Origin of the sequence: Streptomyces sp. CA-288835 (assembly GCF_050936385.1) — a bacterium.
Taxonomy (GTDB): domain Bacteria; phylum Actinomycetota; class Actinomycetes; order Streptomycetales; family Streptomycetaceae; genus Streptomyces.
Map to the genome: position 1 here is coordinate 1818213 of NZ_JBNJMW010000001.1, position 17899 is coordinate 1836111.

The 17899-nt window shown below is 68.6% G+C and carries 15 protein-coding genes; 9 read left to right on the forward strand and 6 right to left on the reverse strand.

Annotated features, from left to right (window positions below; genetic code table 11):
• Nucleotides 1–18: 18 nt before the first annotated feature.
• The 4 genes from ACQEVY_RS08265 (at nucleotide 19) to ACQEVY_RS08280 (ending at nucleotide 5379) form a co-directional block, all read left to right on the forward strand.
• Complete coding sequence (locus tag ACQEVY_RS08265; protein ID WP_432946354.1) at nucleotides 19–879, forward strand: 2Fe-2S iron-sulfur cluster-binding protein; 861 nt, start codon at nucleotides 19–21, stop codon at nucleotides 877–879.
• A gap of 7 nt (nucleotides 880–886) precedes the next feature.
• Nucleotides 887–1741: a formate dehydrogenase accessory sulfurtransferase FdhD gene (gene fdhD / locus ACQEVY_RS08270; RefSeq protein ID WP_432946356.1), complete on the forward strand. Its 855-nt coding sequence runs from the start codon at nucleotides 887–889 to the stop codon at nucleotides 1739–1741.
• 498 nt (nucleotides 1742–2239) lie between these two features.
• Entirely contained in the window at nucleotides 2240–4129 is a 1890-nt protein-coding gene (locus ACQEVY_RS08275; protein ID WP_432946358.1) for an exo-alpha-sialidase, read from the forward strand.
• An 11-nt stretch (nucleotides 4130–4140) separates the two neighbouring features.
• Nucleotides 4141–5379, forward strand: a complete 1239-nt coding sequence (locus tag ACQEVY_RS08280; RefSeq protein ID WP_432946360.1) for a DUF4185 domain-containing protein — start codon at nucleotides 4141–4143, stop codon at nucleotides 5377–5379.
• On the opposite strand, the gene ACQEVY_RS08285 is transcribed toward ACQEVY_RS08280, so the two are convergent.
• Entirely contained in the window at nucleotides 5318–6355 is a 1038-nt protein-coding gene (locus ACQEVY_RS08285) for a bile acid:sodium symporter family protein (RefSeq protein ID WP_432946362.1), read from the reverse strand. The two genes, ACQEVY_RS08280 and ACQEVY_RS08285, sit on opposite strands and share 62 nt — an antisense overlap.
• A gap of 157 nt (nucleotides 6356–6512) precedes the next feature.
• Between ACQEVY_RS08285 and ACQEVY_RS08290 the strand changes: the two genes are divergently transcribed.
• Nucleotides 6513–7379 (forward strand): LysR substrate-binding domain-containing protein, encoded by an 867-nt coding sequence (locus tag ACQEVY_RS08290; RefSeq protein ID WP_432946364.1) that lies wholly within the window; start codon nucleotides 6513–6515, stop codon nucleotides 7377–7379.
• A gap of 364 nt (nucleotides 7380–7743) precedes the next feature.
• Nucleotides 7744–9570 (forward strand): AMP-dependent synthetase/ligase, encoded by a 1827-nt coding sequence (locus tag ACQEVY_RS08295; protein WP_432946366.1) that lies wholly within the window; start codon nucleotides 7744–7746, stop codon nucleotides 9568–9570.
• A 39-nt stretch (nucleotides 9571–9609) separates the two neighbouring features.
• On the opposite strand, the gene ACQEVY_RS08300 is transcribed toward ACQEVY_RS08295, so the two are convergent.
• The gene (locus ACQEVY_RS08300; RefSeq protein WP_432946368.1) at nucleotides 9610–10416 is read right to left on the reverse strand and encodes a Tat pathway signal sequence domain protein; all 807 of its coding nucleotides are present in this window, start codon (nucleotides 10414–10416) and stop codon (nucleotides 9610–9612) included.
• Nucleotides 10417–10692: 276 nt separating this feature from the next.
• On the opposite strand from ACQEVY_RS08300, the gene ACQEVY_RS08305 reads away from it, so the two are divergent.
• On the forward strand, nucleotides 10693–11478 hold the full coding sequence (locus ACQEVY_RS08305; protein ID WP_432955117.1) for an aldo/keto reductase: 786 nt from the start codon (nucleotides 10693–10695) through the stop codon (nucleotides 11476–11478).
• 217 nt (nucleotides 11479–11695) lie between these two features.
• Entirely contained in the window at nucleotides 11696–12385 is a 690-nt protein-coding gene (locus ACQEVY_RS08310) for a glycoside hydrolase family 75 protein (protein WP_432946370.1), read from the forward strand.
• Nucleotides 12386–12408: 23 nt separating this feature from the next.
• Here ACQEVY_RS08310 and ACQEVY_RS08315 read toward each other — a convergent pair whose 3' ends face one another.
• Complete coding sequence (locus ACQEVY_RS08315) at nucleotides 12409–12699, reverse strand: hypothetical protein (RefSeq protein ID WP_432946372.1); 291 nt, start codon at nucleotides 12697–12699, stop codon at nucleotides 12409–12411.
• A gap of 221 nt (nucleotides 12700–12920) precedes the next feature.
• On the opposite strand from ACQEVY_RS08315, the gene ACQEVY_RS08320 reads away from it, so the two are divergent.
• Nucleotides 12921–13265, forward strand: a complete 345-nt coding sequence (locus tag ACQEVY_RS08320; protein ID WP_432946374.1) for a hypothetical protein — start codon at nucleotides 12921–12923, stop codon at nucleotides 13263–13265.
• Nucleotides 13266–13272: 7 nt separating this feature from the next.
• Here the strand turns inward: ACQEVY_RS08320 and ACQEVY_RS08325 are convergent, their stop codons facing one another.
• The 3 genes from ACQEVY_RS08325 to ACQEVY_RS08335 form a co-directional block, all read right to left on the reverse strand.
• A complete protein-coding gene (locus ACQEVY_RS08325; RefSeq protein WP_432946376.1) occupies nucleotides 13273–14130 on the reverse strand; it encodes a class I SAM-dependent methyltransferase in 858 nt (285 codons plus the stop codon).
• 680 nt (nucleotides 14131–14810) lie between these two features.
• On the reverse strand, nucleotides 14811–16517 hold the full coding sequence (locus tag ACQEVY_RS08330; RefSeq protein ID WP_432946378.1) for a glycoside hydrolase family 6 protein: 1707 nt from the start codon (nucleotides 16515–16517) through the stop codon (nucleotides 14811–14813).
• Between the two features lie 13 nt (nucleotides 16518–16530).
• Nucleotides 16531–17706 (reverse strand): glycoside hydrolase family 5 protein, encoded by a 1176-nt coding sequence (locus ACQEVY_RS08335; RefSeq protein WP_432946380.1) that lies wholly within the window; start codon nucleotides 17704–17706, stop codon nucleotides 16531–16533.
• Nucleotides 17707–17899: the final 193 nt, after the last annotated feature.

The following is a 17899-nucleotide window of genomic DNA, read 5'->3' on the forward strand; positions in this document are numbered from 1 at the left end:
CGGCACAGGAGCCGCCGTATGACCGTGACGCCGCTGGGGATCCCCCGCCGTCTGCTGGAGTTCACGATCGACGGACAGCCGGTGCGGGCACCCGAGGGCTCGACGATCCTCGACGCCTGCCGATCCGCCGGGAAGGACATCCCGACGCTCTGCCAGGGCGACACCCTCACCCCGAAGAACGCCTGCCGCGTCTGCGTCGTCGAGGTCGAGGGGGCCAGGACTCTCGTCCCGGCCTGCTCCCGCACGGCCGAGCCCGGCATGGAGGTGAAGACCCACACCGAACGCGCCCGCCACAGCCGCAAGATCGTCCTCGAACTCCTCGCCTCCTCGGTCGACTTGTCGACCACACCGCATGTCGCCGAGTGGATCAAGGAGTACGAGGCGAAGCCCGGCCGTTTCGGCCCGGACGCGGCCCGGCTGAATGAGCAGCCGAAGATCGACAATGACCTCTACGTCCGCGACTACGACAAATGCATCCTCTGCTACAAGTGCGTCGACGCCTGCGGCGACCAGTGGCAGAACACCTTCGCGATCTCCGTCGCCGGGCGCGGCTTCGACGCCCGTATCGCGGTCGAGCACGACGCCCCGCTCACCGACTCCGCCTGCGTGTACTGCGGCAACTGCATCGAGGTATGCCCGACGGGAGCGCTCAGCTTCAAATCGGAGTTCGACATGCGGGCGGCCGGTACGTGGGACGAGTCGGCGCAGAGCGAGACGACCACGGTATGCGCGTACTGCGGAGTGGGCTGCAATCTCACGCTCCACGTGCAGGACAATGAAATCGTGAAGGTCACCTCGCCGCACGACAACCCGGTGACCCACGGCAACCTCTGCATCAAGGGCCGTTTCGGCTACCAGCACGTACAGAACCGGGGCTGATCAGGACATGGGACGAGTCACGGAACGACGCAAGGTGATCCGTATCCGGGACGGAGCCGTCTCCACCCGCCCGGACACGCTCGTCGCCGAGGAACCCCTGGAGATCCGGCTGAACGGCAAGCCGCTCGCGATCACGATGCGTACTCCGGGGGACGACTTCGCGCTGGCCGCGGGGTTCCTGGTCAGTGAGGGGGTATTGGGCGAGGCCCATGAGCTGCAGAACATCGTGTACTGCGCGGGTGCCACGGTGGATGGCTCGAATACGTACAACGTCGTCGACGTGAAGACCGCCTCCGGCGTCGTCATCCCCGACATCACCCTCGAACGCAACGTCTACACGACGTCCTCCTGTGGCCTGTGCGGCAAGGCGAGCCTCGATGCCGTCCGTACGACCGCACGGTGGGCCATCGACGACGGTGAAGCCGCCCCGGTCCGGCTCGAACCCGAGCTACTCGCGAGCCTCCCCGACCGGCTGCGGGCATCCCAGCGGGTCTTCGAACGGACCGGGGGTCTGCACGCGGCGGCCCTGTTCACGGAGGACGGCGAGCTGCTCGACATCCGTGAGGACGTGGGCCGGCACAACGCGGTCGACAAGCTGGTCGGCCGCGCCCTCCAGAACGGCGCGCTTCCGCTCTCCCGCACGATCCTGCTCGTCTCGGGGCGGGCCTCCTTCGAGCTCGCCCAGAAGGCGGTGATGGCGGGCATACCCGTGCTGGCCGCCGTTTCCGCGCCGTCGTCCCTCGCGGTGGACCTGGCGGCGGAGTCGGATCTGACCCTCGTCGGCTTCCTCCGGGGCGCCTCCATGAACGTGTACGCGGGCGAACACCGGATCGCCCTGCGGACCGCGGCCGCCCCCGGCTGACCGGCTCCCCGCGACACGATGGCGGGGCCCTCGACCGGCGGGGAGCGCCCCCTGCGCCGTGATGAGGGCCCCGCCTCAGCTTTTTGCGCCGCGATGAGGCTTCGCCTCAGTCGCGCCGCTCCTGGGGGCTCTGCCCCCAGACCCCCGTATCGGCCTTGCGGCCTCGTCCTCAAGCGCCGGACGGGCTGAATTTGCTGGACCGGCGTCTGAATCGGCACCGGTGACGGTCCACCCAGAAACGATCCGCCCAGTAACGATCCACCCTGACTCATCTGTTGCGCCGTCAGAATGAACTCCCCCAGCCGCAGCACCTGACCTCCCCCATCCGTGCCCCCGGCCGTTTAACAGTCGCCGCAGGGACATCCATGATCACGTCACCCGACGGAACGACCCCTGCACGCTTCTTGTGGGCCCCCTGAGACCCCAAGTACCGTGCGTGGCGCGCACGTTGGACGTGGGATGTCCAGATGTCCGGACGGATGAAGGGCAGGTCGCACCATGCCGTCAAGTGTTCGCGCACGTCTCAGAACCACCGTCACCGCAAGCGTCGCCGCCGCCGCGCTGCTCGCACTCTCCCCACAGCCGGCTCCCGACCAGCAACGGGTCCAACCGGCCGCCGAAACCGCCGGGTTCGAGCAACAGGTCCTCTTCAAGCCCTCTCAGGATCCCGGTTACGCGTGCTATCGCATCCCCGCCATCGTGAAAACGACTCAAGGCACGCTGCTGGCGTTCGCCGAAGGCCGGGTGAACGACTGCAGTGACGCCGGCGACATAGACATCGTGCTCAAGCGTTCCACGGACGGCGGGCGAACCTGGGGTCCCCTTCAGGTCATCAACGAGGGCGGGGGCGACACCCACGGCAACCCCGCCCCGATCGTGGACCGCGAGACCGGGCGCATCGTGCTGGCGGAGACGTACAACCCGGGCCGTACGGACGGTCAGAACTGCGACGTGCCGTGTGACCGAACGCCCCATATGCAGCACAGCGACGACGACGGGCTCACCTGGTCCGAGCCGCGTGACCTCAGCGACGAGATCCTGCCCGACCACTGGAACTCCTGGTACGCCACCGGGCCCGTGCACGGCATCCAGCTGAGCCGCGGCAAGCACGCGGGGCGGCTCGTCTTCGGGGTCAACGCCGAGACGTGGAACGGGAGTCGGGTCTCGGCCAACCATGCCGCGCTCATCGTCAGCGACGACGGCGGCGACAGCTGGCGGATCGGGGCGACGGACTCGTATCCGATACCAGCAGGCGGTACGTTCCGCCAGAAACCGTCCGAGATGAGCATGACCGAGCGGGCCGACGGGGTCATCGTGATCAGCGGCCGTGAGCAGGACGGCACCGATCTCGGGCACCGTACGCAGACGTTCAGCCGCGACGGTGGCGACAGTTTCACGTCGCCGTTCCGTACCCAGCCTGACCTCTACACGCCTCAAGTCCAGGGTTCCACGCTGCGGTTGGGCGACTGGCTGCTGCTCGCCTGTCCCGCCGATCCGGACCGGCGCCGGACGATGATGGTCCGCTCCTCGTACGACGGCGGGCGCACCTGGGACAGCGTGGACCGTGGCACGGTCGTCACGACGGACTGGTCCGGCTACTCGGACATGGTGCGCATCAGCCACGACACGGTCGGCCTGATGTACGAGGGCGGGGCGATAGACGCGCGTGACGAGATCCGTTTCGCCCGGTTCACCGAGGACTGGCTGAAACCGCGTCGCGGACCCGACCCGAAGACCATCGACCTGGCCTCTCCCACGCGTCCCGCGGCGGTCCTCGGCGGTGCGCGCACCACGGACGGTGTGTCCGGCCGGGCGATGGAGTTCGACGGCATCGACGACGCCGTGAGGCTGCCGTACGACAGTGAACTGCCGTTGGGCACAAAGGACTTCACGGCGTCACTGTGGTTCCGCTACACCGCCACCAGCGGTGAGCAGCCGCTGCTCTGGATGGGCGGGGTCGGCACCACCCAGCCGCAGGTGTGGCTGCGCGGTGAGCCCGCTTCCGGTCGTATTCAGGGGCAGATCACGGTCCGGGACGGCGCGAGCCCGGCCCAGTCCGCCACGGTTCGCACGAGTGGCGCGTACAACGACGGGCAGTGGCACCATCTGGCGCTGCGACGCGGTGGAGGAGCGCTCACGATGTTCATCGACGGCACGCCGATCAGTACGGCTGACCTGCCGGGATCCGTGAGCCGTAACTCACCGTTCGGTGTGCACATCGGCCAGAAGCTGGACAGCCGGGCGCATTTCGCGGGCGCGATCGATGATGTACGGGTCTACGACCGGGCACTCAGCGACACAGAGTTGTACGAGGTGAACAGCAGGGGCTCTGTGACGCGGGACACCGTCCTGTGGCTTCCCATGGACCGGGTGCGCGACAGCAACTAACGTCCCGTGCCGTGCCCGAATACTCGCGAGTACGACACCGTTCGGGGGCCGGGCTGGGACTCCTCCTTGCCCTGGTCCTCGGCGCGGTGCTGCTCACCGCCCTCCCGGACGAAGACGATGACGACCGGGAGGGCGCCTGCACGCCTCGTACGGTCTCGTCCTGGGCGGCGGAGCCCGACCTCAACGGCGAGTTCACGCGGTACGGCGACGACGCCTCGCGAGCCGACGACTGGACCGGCGGCGACGGCACCCACTCCGTGCGGCTGCCGGACGGCCGGGTGCTGTGGCTGTTCTCGGACACGTATCTGGGCAACGTGTACCGGCCGCCGAACCCGGTGGGCGAGTCGTACGCCTGGCGAGACCAGAACACCCCCCTGGTGCGGAACTCGGCCGTGATCATGTCCGACGGCCGCCTCCAGAGCACCCTGCCCGCCCCGCTGTTCCCGGACCCGGCCCCCGGTCAGTGGCGCTGGCCCGTCGCGGCCAAGGTCGAGGCCCGCTCCCCCGGGTCCTCGGAAAAGGTCGTACGCGTCCTGCTGTGGACCCGTGCCAACGGCACGTACCCCTGGATCTACGGCGTCCCCACCGCCACGGAGGTCGCCACGCTCTCGCTGCCCGATCTGCGCGTCGAGGGCATCGTCAAGGTCCTCGACCAGCAGCAGGTGCGCGAGCCGGAGAAGCGGGTGCTGTTCGGCACCACGGCGGTGACCGAGGACGACGACTGGACGTATGTGTTCGGCGGCGACGACGCGCAGGCCGCATCCCGGCCGGCCTCGAAGGCGTACGTGGCGCGCGTGCCCCGCGACCGCCTTGCGGAGCCGGATGCCTGGGAGTACTGGGACGGCGGGCGATGGTCCACCATCTCGTCGCGGATGAAACCCGTGCTCGGCGACGGGCAGCGCAAGGGCGTGGGCAGCGCGTTCACGGTCGTACGGGACGACGGCACGTGGGTGCTGTTCACGATGGCCGCGGGCACCGAGGGGCTGACGACCGTCACCTCGTACTGGGCGTGCTCTCCCACCGGGCCGTGGCGCGGGCCCACCAAGGGCTTCAGCCCGCCGCTGCCCGAGCAGAGGTCCGGAGTCGCGGCGTACAACCCGCAGGTGCACCCGGCGCTCGGCGGGAAGCTCGTGCTCAGTTACGACGTCAACTGGCTGGACGCGACGGGGGCCGCGGCGCAGGCGAACCTCAGTCGGAACGTGTCCCTGTACCGACCGCGATTCGTGACGCTGAAGCTGAGCTCGGGCTGAGCTCCGGCTCGGGATCGCGGGAGCGGCGCTTGGCGATCACCGCGCAGACCATGAGCTGCATCTGGTGGAAGAGCATCAGCGGCAGCACCGCCAGCGAGGCCTGCGCCCCGAACAGCACGCTCGCCATGGGCAGTCCGGCCGCCAGGGACTTCTTCGACCCGGCGAACTGGATGGCGATCCGGTCCTCACGACTGAAACGCAGCACCTTCGAGCCGTACCAGGTGAGCGTGAGCATCACCGCGAGCAGCACCGCCTCGACCCCCAGCAGCCCGGCCAGCCGCAGCGGGCTGACCTGCTGCCAGATGCCCTGCACCATGCCTTCGCTGAACGCGGCGTAGACGACCAGCAGTATCGAACCGCGGTCGACGAGGCCGGTGATCCGCTTATGCCGCCCGATGAACTCCCCTATCCAGCGCCGCATCACCTGCCCCGCCACGAACGGCACAAGCAGTTGCAGCACGATCTTGAGGATCGAGTCCGCGGAGAAGCCGCCGCCGGTGCTGCCGAGGAGCGTCGCCGCGAGCAGCGGGGTGATCACGATGCCCGCGAGGGAGGAGAAGGAGCCCGCGCAGATCGCGGCGGGCACATTGCCGCGCGCGATGGACGTGAACGCGATCGACGACTGGACCGTCGAGGGCACCAGCGTCAGGAAGAGCAGCCCGATGTAGAGCGAGTGCGTCAGGAACACCGGTTCAAGGCCGCGGGCTGCCAGGCCGAGCAGCGGAAACACCACGAACGTACAGGCCAGAACGGTGACATGGAGCCGCCAGTGCCGCAGCCCGTCCAGGGCCTCACGGGTCGAAAGCCGTGCCCCGTACAGGAAGAAGAGCAGCGCGATCGCGCCCGTCGACACCCCGGACGCGACATCGGCCGCCGTCCCCCGCGCGGGCAGCAGCGCCGCGAGGCCCACCGTCCCGAGCAAGAGCAGGATGTACGGGTCGATCGGCAGCCAGGACGGCCACGTCAGGCGTTTCACGGTGCTCCGTTGCTGAGTCGGTTCAAGTTCGTGGGTCTGTGTCGTCCCTCGATCCGGACACAGGATCGTGCCCTCTCCATGGTCCTCCTCCGGACCGTGATCGGGAATCCGGCATACGGCTCTGACTGTCATCACGAATCGCGATAGGCTGGCCGGCGTGTACGACCCTTCACACCTGCGTACGTTCCTGGCCGTGGCCCAGACGCTGAGCTTCACCCAGGCCGCCCGACGCCTCGGCCTGCGCCAGTCGACGGTCAGCCAGCATGTGCGCCGGCTGGAGAGCACGGCGGGACGGCAGCTCTTCTCACGGGACACCCACTCCGTGGAGCTGACGGAGGATGGCGAGGCCATGCTCGGCTTCGCCCGCCGCATCCTGGAGGCGCACGAACAGGCGGCGGCGTTCTTCACAGGGACGCGACTGCGCGGCCGACTGCGCTTCGGCGCCTCCGAGGACTTCGTACTGACCCGCCTCCCCGAGATCCTCGAGGGCTTCCGGCACGACCACCCCGAAGTCGACCTCGAGCTGACGGTCGAACTCTCGGGCACATTGCACAAGCAACTGGCCGACGGGAAGCTCGACTTGGTCCTCGCCAAACGCCGCCCCGAAGACCCCCAGGGTGAACTCGTCTGGCACGACCGCCTGGTCTGGATCGGCGTGGAACGCCTCCGCCTGGACGCCGCGAGCCCGGTACCGCTGATCGCCTACCCCCCGCCGGGCATCACCCGAGCCCTGGCCCTGGAAGCCCTCGAACGCGAGGGCCGCCCGTGGCGCATAGCCTGCACAAGCGGCAGCCTCAACGGCCTCATCGCAGCAGCCAGAGCAGGCCTAGGCGTAATGGCCCACTCCCAAGGCCTGATCCCCCCGGGCCTGACCAAAGTCCCCCCAAGAGCAGCCCTCCCAGAACTAGGCAGAGTCGACTTCGTAGTAACCCAATCCACCCGCCCCACCCAGTCCCGGGTCGCAGCAAACGCCCTGGCCACACGCATCCTGCAAGGCGGAGTAAGCCTCCATAGCGGACGCTGAGTCTTTAAGGGGCGCGGGGAACTGCGCGACCAGCCACAGCCAACCCGCAGCCAGTCGCGAAGGGGTCGTGCCCCGTAAGGGGCGCGGGGAACTGCGCGAGCAACCCCCACAACCCGCAGGGAACCCCCCGCCCCAGGGGGCACCCACCCCACGGCCCACCTTCCGGAGGAGATTCCGTGGAGATTGGGCGCCGGAAACCTACGCACCCGTAAGAATTCTGTCCCGACCTACCCCGTTGAAGCCGTAAATAAGTCCGTGACCAGCACAGATAACAGCCCGAACCCGCCAGTCACCGCCACTCCCGCGGCAGCGCAACCTGGGGTAGCTTTCACGGCGCTGTGCTGAGCGCCACAAGGAGCGGGGATTGCGCGAGTTCACCAACCCTCCGTTGGCGTCGGCGCCGCCGGTGGGCGGCCTGGCCGATGCCGTCTACAGCCATGCCCAGGAGGACCCCCTGTACCCCGCGCTCGGCCGCAAGGACGAGCACGGCGAGTGGCGCGATGTGACGTCCGCGGAGTTCCGCGACGAGGTGCTGGCTCTCGCCAAGGGTTTGCTTGCCCAGGGCATCCGTTTCGGCGACCGGGTCGCGATCATGTCCCGTACGCGCTACGAGTGGACCCTCTTCGACTACGCCCTGTGGTCCATCGGCGCCCAGGTCGTGCCGATCTACCCCACGAGCTCGGCCGAGCAGGTCTTCTGGACGCTGCACGACTCGCAGGTGTCGGCCGCGATGGTCGAGCACGAGGACCACGCGATGACGATCGCCACGGTCATCGACCGGCTGCCGATGATGCGACGGCTCTGGCAGCTGGACGCGGGCGCGGTGCACGAGCTGTACGAGGCGGGCGCGCACCTCGACGACGAGGTGGTGCACCGGCACCGGCGCGCGGTCACGCCCGAGTCGGTCGCGACGATCATCTACACCTCCGGAACCACCGGCCGCCCCAAGGGCTGTGTCATCACGCACGGCAACTTCATGTTCGAGGCGGACACGGCCATCGAGCGCTGGGAACCGCTGTTCCACTCGAAGAAGGGCGACGAGGCGGCGACCCTGCTGTTCCTGCCGCTGGCGCATGTCTTCGGGCGGATGGTGCAGGTCGCCGCGATCCGTGGCCGGGTCAAGTTCGGCCACCAGCCGCAGATGAGTGCGGCGGCCCTGCTGCCCGATCTGGCCGCGTTCCGGCCGACGTTCTTCCTGGCGGTGCCGTACATCTTCGAGAAGGTCTTCAACGCGGCCCGCAGGAAGGCCGAGCGGGAGGGCAAGGCGGGCCCGTTCGAGAAGGCCGTCGAGGTCGCCGTGCGGTACGCGGACGCCGTGGAGGCGAAGGCCTGGGGCATCGGGCCGGGCCCCTCGGCGGCGCTGCGGGTGCAGCACCAGCTCTTCGACAAGCTCGTCTACTCCAAGATCCGCGAGGCGATGGGCGGGCGGATGAAGCACGCCATGTCCGGCGGCTCGGCGATGGACCGGCGGCTCGGGCTGTTCTTCGCGGGCGCGGGCGTCCAGATCTACGAGGGCTACGGCCTCACCGAGTCCACCGCCGCGGCGACCGCCAACCCGCCCGAGCGCACCCGGTACGGCACCGTGGGCCAGCCGTTCCCCGGCACCACCGTGCACATCGCGGACGACGGCGAGGTCTGGCTGCACGGCCCCAACATCTTCCAGGGCTACCTCAACGACCCCAAGGCCACCGACGCGGCCCTGCACGATGGCTGGCTGGCCACCGGCGACCTGGGCTCGCTCGACGAGGACGGCTTCCTCACGATCACCGGGCGCAAGAAGGAGATCCTGGTGACGTCCGGCGGCAAGAGCGTCTCGCCCGCGCAACTGGAGGAGCGGGTGCGCGACCATCCGCTGGTCGCGCAGTGCATCGTCGTCGGCAACGACCGCCCGTACATCGCGGCGCTCGTCACGCTGGACGCGGAGGCCGTCGAACACTGGCTCCAGATGCGCGGCAAGCCGAAGCTGAAGCCGGCCGAGCTGGTACGCGATCCGGACCTGGAGACGGAGGTACGCCGGGCGGTGGTGGCGGCGAACACACTGGTCTCGCAGGCCGAATCGATCCGTACGTTCCGGATACTCGCCCACCAGTTCACCGAGGAACACGGGCTGCTGACACCGTCGCTGAAGCTGAAGCGCAAAGCGATCGAGAAGGCGTACGCGTCGGAGGTCGAGGCGCTGTACCGGGCATAGCGCTCCGCGGACCCCCCCGGAGCCTGCGACTTCGAGCAGCTACACCAGTTGGTAGCCCCGCAGGTTCGTCAGCAGGAGATGGCAGTCCTGGAGGGAGCCGGAAGTGTCGCCCAGAGAGCGGTAGATGCCCCATTTGGGGCGTACGCGGTCGGCGAGGAAGGTGTCGACGCCCGTCTTCGACTTGTCGATGACCGTTGTGGAGCCGCTCTTGAGGATCCAGCGGACCGAGCCCGCCGAGCCGTTGCCGATCTTGATCTGGAAGTCGACGTCGGTCCATTTGTTGTGCAGCGGCTCGAGGTTCGTACGCCCGACGAGGATGTCGTCGGTGAAGAGCTTCAGTTCGATGGTCTGCACGCCGTCCACCCGGCGCAGCGACTGCACGACGATCGGCGAGCTGCCGGCGCCGGGCTGCTTCATTTGCATGATGTGGGTGAAGCTGGTGGTCGCCTTGAGCGAGCTCGGAATGTACATCGAGTACGTGAGCCGCCAGGTCTGGCCCTCGGTCCACCTGAGGTAGTTGTTGCCGCTGCCGTTGCGCAGACCGGTGACCTCGTGGCGCTGGCGGTCGGTCGAGGTGTCCCGGTCGACGGTGTGCATGTTGAAGCGCCAGTTGTTGCCGGTGGCGTAGATGTGCGGGGAGGCGGCGGGGTGCGAGTCGGCGCGGTCGTCCTCCAGGGTCTCGAAGGCGCCGAGCCCGTCGTCGCTCGCCGACGGGGACCACTTCAGCTGCCAGGAGGCGGCGGCGTCCCTGCCGGTGGCGTGCGCGCCGGCGGCCGGCAGACCGACGGCAGCGGCGGCCGCGCCACCGAGTGCCGCCCCGAGCAGGTTTCTTCGTGTGGTGCTCACAGGTGTCTCACCTCGTTCTTGATGGGAGGTCATATACGTGCACCAAGTTCAGTAACCTGAGACAGAGTCGCGTCATGACGGGCCACGGTCAATGGTCTGTACCGATAGGCTCGGAGGGACGATCGACATCCGGCCAGTCCCCGATTCCGTCGGCGAATGCACGGCGCAGGAATGATTGCCGGCCTGTGATCGTTGACGATGGGATACCAACGACGACTGAAGGATCGAGAGCTAGTGAGCAAGGTCCCCCCGATCATCCTGAACAACGGCGTCGAGATGCCGCAGCTGGGTTTCGGTGTCTGGCAGGTCCCGGACGACGAGGCGGAGCAGGCGGTCACCACCGCTCTGGAGGCCGGGTACCGCAGCGTCGACACCGCTGCCGTCTACGGCAACGAGGAGGGCACGGGCAGGGCCCTCAGCTCCTCCGGCATCGCCCGCGAGGACCTCTTCATCACCACCAAGCTCTGGAACAGCGACCAGGGCTACGACTCGACGCTGCGCGCCTTCGACACGTCCCTGGCCAAGCTCGGCCTCGACTACGTGGATCTGTATCTGATCCACTGGCCGATGCCGGCCAAGGACACGTACGTGGACACGTACAAGGCGTTCGAGAAGCTGCTGGCCGACGGTCGCGTCAAGTCGATCGGCGTCTCCAACTTCTTTCCGGAGCACCTGGACCGGCTGATCGAGGCGACGTCCGTCATCCCTGCCGTCAACCAGATCGAGCTGCACCCGCACTTGCAGCAGCTCGCCTCGCGTGAGTACCACGCGGAGCAGGGCATCGCCACCGAGGCCTGGTCGCCGCTCGGCCAGGGCAAGGGCCTGCTGGAGGTTCCGGCGATCGTGGCCATCGCCCAGAAGCACGGCCGTACGCCCGCGCAGATCGTCCTGCGCTGGCACATCCAGCTCGGCAACGTGGTGATCCCCAAGTCCGTGACCCCGTCCCGGATCAAGGAGAACATCGAGGTCTTCGACTTCTCCCTGGACGACGAGGACATCGCCGCGATCAGCGCCCTCAACGAGGACCGCCGCCTGGGCCTGGACCCGGCAACCGTCAACTGACCGCATATCCCTGGCCCGTTGGAAGCCGCCGCCCGATGCATCACACTTGGGCGGCGGCTTCGCGCGTGCGTCCGGCCGGATCCCCATGTATGGCGGCTGCATGGCGACAGGGAACGCTCCGCCGAGCGGCGTAAGACGGGCGCTGCCTCCACGCCGTCGGGATCAGGGTCGGTCAGGGTCGTCGAAAGGCAGATCTTCCGGACAGAAGGGCCCCACAGTGCGTATGCGAACTATGACCCTCGCCGTTGCCGCCCCAGCCGCGCTCCTCGCCGCCGGAGCGCTCCCCGCCGACACGTCCGTCACCCCCACCAGAGCGCGCGAGGGCGCGGTCGGTGCGGCCGACCTGCTGGCCGAGGTGGCGTCCTGCTCACGCGTCTCAGACGGCCTGTACAGCACCGACGCGGGGAAGTCGCCCTCCGTCCCCGTCTGCGGCAAAAAGGGCGCGGTGTTCTGGAAGGCCGACATGGACATCGCCTGCGACGGCCAGGTCACCGCACGCTGCAACAGAGACAACGACCCCTGGTTCCACGCCGGCACCGCCTTCCCCCAGTCCGACGGCAGACCACTGAACGCCCAGACGCTGCCGTACGTCGTCGTACCCGCCCCCAGCGACATCTGGGACTACGCGAACGCCGGCGTCAAGGCCGGCAGCGTGGTCGCCGTCATCCACGACAACCAGATCCAGTACGCCGTCGTCGGCGACACCGGCCCCACGGACATCATCGGCGAAGCCTCGTACGCCACCGCCAAGTCCCTGGGCATCGACCCGGCACCGGCAACCGGCGGCACCCCCTCGGGCGTCACTTACATCCTGTTCACGAACTCCCGCGTCTCCCCCATCGAGAGCCGCAGCGCGGCGGCGTCCCTCGGCGAGTCACTGGCGAAGCGCTTCCTGAGGGACAACTGAGTTCGGAGGGGTTCCGAGGGGTTTCAGCACGTCCGCCGGTACTCCACCCCGGGCAGATACGTCCGCCACTCCGCCTGGGTCGTCCCGCCTCGCGCCCGGGCACACGCCAGGGCGGCGGCCCGCTCCGGGTCCAACGGATAGCCCCGCTGGGACAGATGCGGTGTCGCCACCCTCAACTCCCGGTTCTCCGGCGTGAATCCGACCGCGAGCACCGGTCCGTCCCCCGCCGGAACGGACGCGGGCGACAGCCGAGGTGAGGCGGTCTCCCATACGCCCGTGGTCGTCGGCCTCGCACCGCTCGCCGTACTGAGCACACGCCAGTCCGAGCAGGTCGGGTGGATCGGCCACGACCTCGTCGCGCAACGCGGGCCTCGCCCTGCTGATCGGCGCCGCCGCTCACCGGCTCAGCCGCAGACGATGGATACGGATCGCCGCGGCGGCGACCGTCCTCGCGCTGATCCCCACCACGCTGGATCTTCGCGACACCGCCAGCCGCGTCGACGACGTCACCTCCATCGCCCAGACCATCGAGCACATGGGCGAGCCGGGCGACGCCATCCTCTACATGCCGCTACGCCGCCGCGTCTGGTCGCTGCCGTATCCGGACGCCGTCAGCGGGCTGCGGGACCTCGCGCTGTACCGGAGTCCGGTCGCCTCAAGAACCTTGTACGGCACGGAGGTTCCCGCCCCCGTCATCCGCTCCCGCATGCTGGAGACGTCACGGATCGTCGCCGTGCGCGACCCCGTGGGACAGCCGGTGGACGCGATCGCGGAAGAAGCAGTGAAGCGGGACGTACTGGCGGCGCACTTCGAGGAATGCCGTACGCGCGAGGTGAAAGGCGCCCGGGTCACGGTGCTCGCGCGGCCGGGCGCCTGCTGAGGCCGGGTTACACGGGCTTCACGCCGACGTACATCGTCAGGGCCGACAGGATGAACACGTCCGGGCGGTGGTGGACGCTCGCCTTGTCGTCCGGGTCCAGAAGCCGGTCGAGGGTGGCCAGGTCGTCGGCGTCGAGGCCGTCGGCCAGGCCATGCCGGCGGTGAGTGAGGGTGGTGACGATCCAGGCGCGGGCCTCGTCGGAGACGGGGGCTGGCAGGTCGAGCAGGAAGGTACGGGACGCGGTGTGGCGGAGCCCGGCGGCGGTCAGCAGGGCGGGCCAGTCCTCGGTCTCCGCCACGGATCCGGGCAGTTCGGCCCGCATCTTGCTGAACCAGTCCTCTTGCACCGCGTCGATACGGGACTGGAGGCCGGGGCGGCCGATGCCGATGTCGCGCGGGAGGTAGCGCGAGGGTAGGCCGCCCTCCAGCAGGGCGAGGGCGCCGCCGGGTGCCAGGCGGCGGGCGAACTCGGTGAGGGCGGCGCGTTGGTCGCCGACATGGTGCAGGGCTCTGCTGGACCAGAGGAGGTCGGCGGGGTACTCCAACTCGCCGATTCCGTCGGACAGTTCGGCCTCCAGAGTGCTGAAGCGGTCGGCGATTCCGTGCTCGGCGGCTCGCGACCGGGCTGCCTCCAGGAGGGGCGCGGCTCCGTCCACGGCGACGACGCGCGCCTGCGGGAACGTGTCCGCCAGGAGGCAGGAGATGACGCCGGGGCCGCTGCCCACGTCCGCGATCAGCTCGGGCTCGGGTTGCCACTCTCGCAACCAGGCCGCCGCGTCTCCGTACACCGGAGTGAACAGCTCTGCCTCCTGCTCCAGCATGGGGAGCCAGTCCGCGAAGTCGATCTCTGTGTGATCGTGCGCCATGATTCCTGACCTCTCGTTCGGCTTGCCTCCAGGGTGCGGCGCGAATCCCTGAAACGGCCACCTTCCTTGCCGAACCAGCAAACAGTTCCCCACCCCCGCCCCTTCCCGAAACGGGGGGCTGCGCCCCCAGACCCCCGCCGGGGAGCGGGGCGCCTCCGGCGGGGGTGGGTTCGTGGGGTGCCTACCGGCGTGGGGGTGACACGTTGTGTCGCGGCTGCGGGTGCGTCGTGGCTTGTCGCGCAGTTCCCCGCGCCCCTGAAGGGGCGCCCCTGGAGCCGTCGGCTATCAGGCTCACAGCCATCACCCTCACCAGGCACCATGCTCGCCAGCCACCACGCACCCGCCCCCGACTACCCGCAGCTTCCCTCCGGCGGGAGGGGACGTGGGCCGGTGCGTCCTATGCCCGTCGCTTAGCTTCGGTCTGGGCACTGCTGCGCCCTGTGTAAGCACGGGGTCGTATGCCCTGTTGGCGACGGGCTGACGCACCGGACCGCGGCCCCGCACCCCAACGAACCCAGGGGCGCGGGGCTGTGTCAATTTGCGGCTCCGCCGCGTGGGCGCGAGCAACCACGACGGCGCCGCAGCCGCCCAACCGCCGGAGGCACCCCGCGGGGCGGCGCGACAAGCCACAACGAACCCGCAGCTTCCAACCGCGCCCCCAGCGGAGCGCCCACGCGGAGCTAGAGCGCCGGATGCGCGTTCCGCATCAGCTCCTGGAACTGCGCCGAGAACCAGTGCCCCGACAGCGGAGCGTCCGGCAACGCACCCGACATGTTGAAGTTGTTCCGAGGATTACCCTCGTACGTCGGGTCACACATCCGGTCGAACCCCTTGCCCTCGTCGTTCGGGATCTCCTTGCTGGCCCCGTCCGACTCCCCCGGCGGCTTCATCCACACATACGCGTCGATGCCGGAGGCAGGCGCGGCCTGCGGACGCTCGCCGAGCCCGGCGCCGGACTGGTTGCACCAGTTGCCGGGGTTGAGGCGACGGTCGTACCGGCCACCGTCGACGTACGTGTCGACACTGGTCATAGCGCCCGGCCCGCTGGGCCGGGAAGCCCCACCCCAGCCATTCCGCGACGTATCGATCAGCATGCCGACACCCGAGTCGAAGCCCACCGACACCAGCTTCTCCCGGAACGCCTGCGCGAACGACAGCTCGTCGACGTACCGGTTCCAGTCGACCCACTTCGACTCACGGACCGACTTCCCGGCCACGGTGTCGTTGATCGTGAAGTGGTCCTCCTTCAGCGCGCTGTAGTTCGCGGTGTTGGTGATGAAGCCGTGGACGTCGTTCACCGTGGCGCCCTCGGCGGTAGCCGCCTGCTTGAACACGTCCGCCGACGGCCCGAAGTTGTCGTCCCAGCCGATCCAGCCATGGTGCCCGGCGTCCACGTAGTTGTAGACGTTCTCGGCGTCGCCGAGCTTGTTGAGGGCGTAGCCGACGCCCTTGATGTAGTTGCCGTTGGCCTTCATCACGTCGCACTCGGGCGTGGCCGTAGGACGGCCGCCCGCGTTGGTGACGAGGTTGGGCAGCGAGTCGATCTCGACCGTCGTGACGATGCGCAGGTCGGCGTACTTCGGGTCGGCGAGAATCGCCGCGATCGGGTCGATGTACTGCGTCTTGTACTTGTCGATCTCCGTCGGCCCGAGCTCGCCGTTCGACGCCAGCGCCGCGCAGTCCCGCCCCGGCAGGTTGTAGATGACGAGCTGGACGACCATCTCGTCCGAGCCCTTCTGCTTCAGGGCCTCGTCGAGGTGGGCGCGCAGACCCATCTTGCCGCCCGCACCGTTGATGGCGGCGATCCGGTCCAGCCACACGCCGGTGGGCTGGTTGGCGATGCGGCTGCCGCCTGTCTCGGCGCGCGCATTCGCGGACCACTGCGGGTTCACGTACACCTTGGCGCCCGCGTACGGGTTGTCGACCTTGGGACCCGTCGGGTCGGGCGGATCGGTGGGGCCTCCGCCACCGTCGACGTTGCAGGTCACGCCGTCGAGCGTGAAGGTGGTGGGCATCGCGTTGGTGCCGCTGTACGAGGCGTTGAAGCCGAAGCTGATCGAACTGCCCGTGGACAGCGTTCCGTTGTAGCTCTCGTTGGCGGCGGTGACGGCGTTGCCGCTCTGGCTGAGGTTGGCGTTCCAGCCGTTGGTGATCTTCTGGTTTCCGGCGTACGACCACTTCACGGCCCAACTCGACTTGGCAGCCGTGTGGTTGGTGACCGTGACCGCGGCGGTGAAGCCGGAGTCCCACTGGTTCTGCACCTTGTAGTCGACGGTGCAGGGGACGGCGGCCGGGCCGGCGTCCGGGGGCATCGCCGCGACAGCGGTGCCCGTTCCTGAGGCGAGCAGCGCGAACGCTGCCAGTAACGCAGTTCTCGTACGACTCATGATGTGCGGGTTCCTATCCGTCGAGGGAGCGCAGATGATCGCGCAGCCCGATGCCGAACGACGTCGGTGTGCCGTCGTAGTGGGAGATCAGGGCCGGACCCGAGTTGCAGGTCCAGGTGTTCCAGGTCCAGCCGAGGTACGACTGCTCGCGCTCGTCGAACCACGCCATGACGCGGTCGATGAAGGAGTGCGCGCAGGTGTTCTCGCCGATCTCGCCCGCCACAAGCGGGACTTGGGCGGCGACCGGGGCGAGCGTGGAGTCCCAGCAGCTCTCGTTGGCGCAGGTGTTGAAGTTGTAGACGTGCCAGGCCGCGGCGAGATTGCCCGCAGGATCGGTCGGCTGGTACTTCAGCCACTGGCTGAGGTCGTTCGAGTACGCGAGCCCGCCCGCCAGGATCAGGTTCGTGGCCCCGGTTTCGCGGATCGTGTCGATCAGGTCCTGCATCCCGGCGACCTCGTAGCCGATGCCGGGGCAGTTGCCGCCGTCCCGCCAACAGGTCCACGCCTGCGCGGAGTTGGAGGTCGCACGGTCCGGGTAGGGCTCGTTGAACAGGTCGAATACGACGGTCGGGTCGTCCTTGAAGGTGTTCGCCACCGAGGCCCAGAAGGACGGCGTGTACTGCGCGTTGGGCATCGGCTTCTGGCAGCTGGCGTGCACGTCGGCGCAGCCCGCCGAGTTGCCCGTGTACTGGCCGTGGGACCAGTGCAGTTCGAGCATCGGCGTCATGCCGTGTGCCTTGACCTTGGTCACCAGGTCCTTGACGGCGGCGATGTAGTGGGCGCCGGCGTACTCGGGCTTGATGTTGGACAGGCCCAGCCAGCACTCCTCGTTGAGCGGAATGCGGACCGTGTTGACGTTCCAGTCGGCGATCGCCTTGACCGAGGCGTCGTCGACCGGCCCGTCCCAGATGCCGTAGCCCTGGACGCAGGCGAACTCGCCGCCGGAGCGGTTGACGCCGAGCAGTCGCCGGGTGGCGCCGCTCTCGTCGACGAGCCTGTTGCCGGAGACCTTCAGCACGGGCGGGCCGTCGGCAGCAGGAGCCGGCGGATCCACGGGTTCGGGCGAGGGCTCGGCGGCCACATACGCGGGCGCCGCTCCGGAAGCCGTACCGACCGGCGCGATGGCGCCCGCCACGAGGGCGAGTGCCGCACCGGCCAGTAAAAGACCTAAACGCGGGGGGTGTCGCATGAGCGACTCCTCACAGCTCTGACGCGTCGTCACGACCGCGTCGACTGATGGAATCGCTCCCACTGGTGCGGAAGAAGGTAGCGCCAAGTGATGGTAAAGAACAGAGGAGTAACCAAGGAGTTGACATGTTTCCTACAGATGTACGGCTCGAATCTTTTCGACTCTTCAAGCGGCTTGACCCTTGACACCCCCA

Bases quoted from the DNA above. Each gene is read 5' to 3' on its own strand.
- ACQEVY_RS08265 (WP_432946354.1), top strand. From the start codon at position 19: ATGACCGTGACGCCGCTGGGGATCCCCCGCCGTCTGCTGGAGTTCACG.
- fdhD (WP_432946356.1), top strand. From the start codon at position 887: ATGGGACGAGTCACGGAACGACGCAAGGTGATCCGTATCCGGGACGGA.
- ACQEVY_RS08275 (WP_432946358.1), top strand. From the start codon at position 2,240: ATGCCGTCAAGTGTTCGCGCACGTCTCAGAACCACCGTCACCGCAAGC.
- ACQEVY_RS08305 (WP_432955117.1), top strand. From the start codon at position 10,693: ATGCCGCAGCTGGGTTTCGGTGTCTGGCAGGTCCCGGACGACGAGGCG.
- ACQEVY_RS08320 (WP_432946374.1), top strand. From the start codon at position 12,921: ATGGGCGAGCCGGGCGACGCCATCCTCTACATGCCGCTACGCCGCCGC.
- ACQEVY_RS08325 (WP_432946376.1), bottom strand. From the start codon at position 14,130: ATGGCGCACGATCACACAGAGATCGACTTCGCGGACTGGCTCCCCATG.
- ACQEVY_RS08330 (WP_432946378.1), bottom strand. From the start codon at position 16,517: ATGAGTCGTACGAGAACTGCGTTACTGGCAGCGTTCGCGCTGCTCGCC.
- ACQEVY_RS08335 (WP_432946380.1), bottom strand. From the start codon at position 17,706: ATGCGACACCCCCCGCGTTTAGGTCTTTTACTGGCCGGTGCGGCACTC.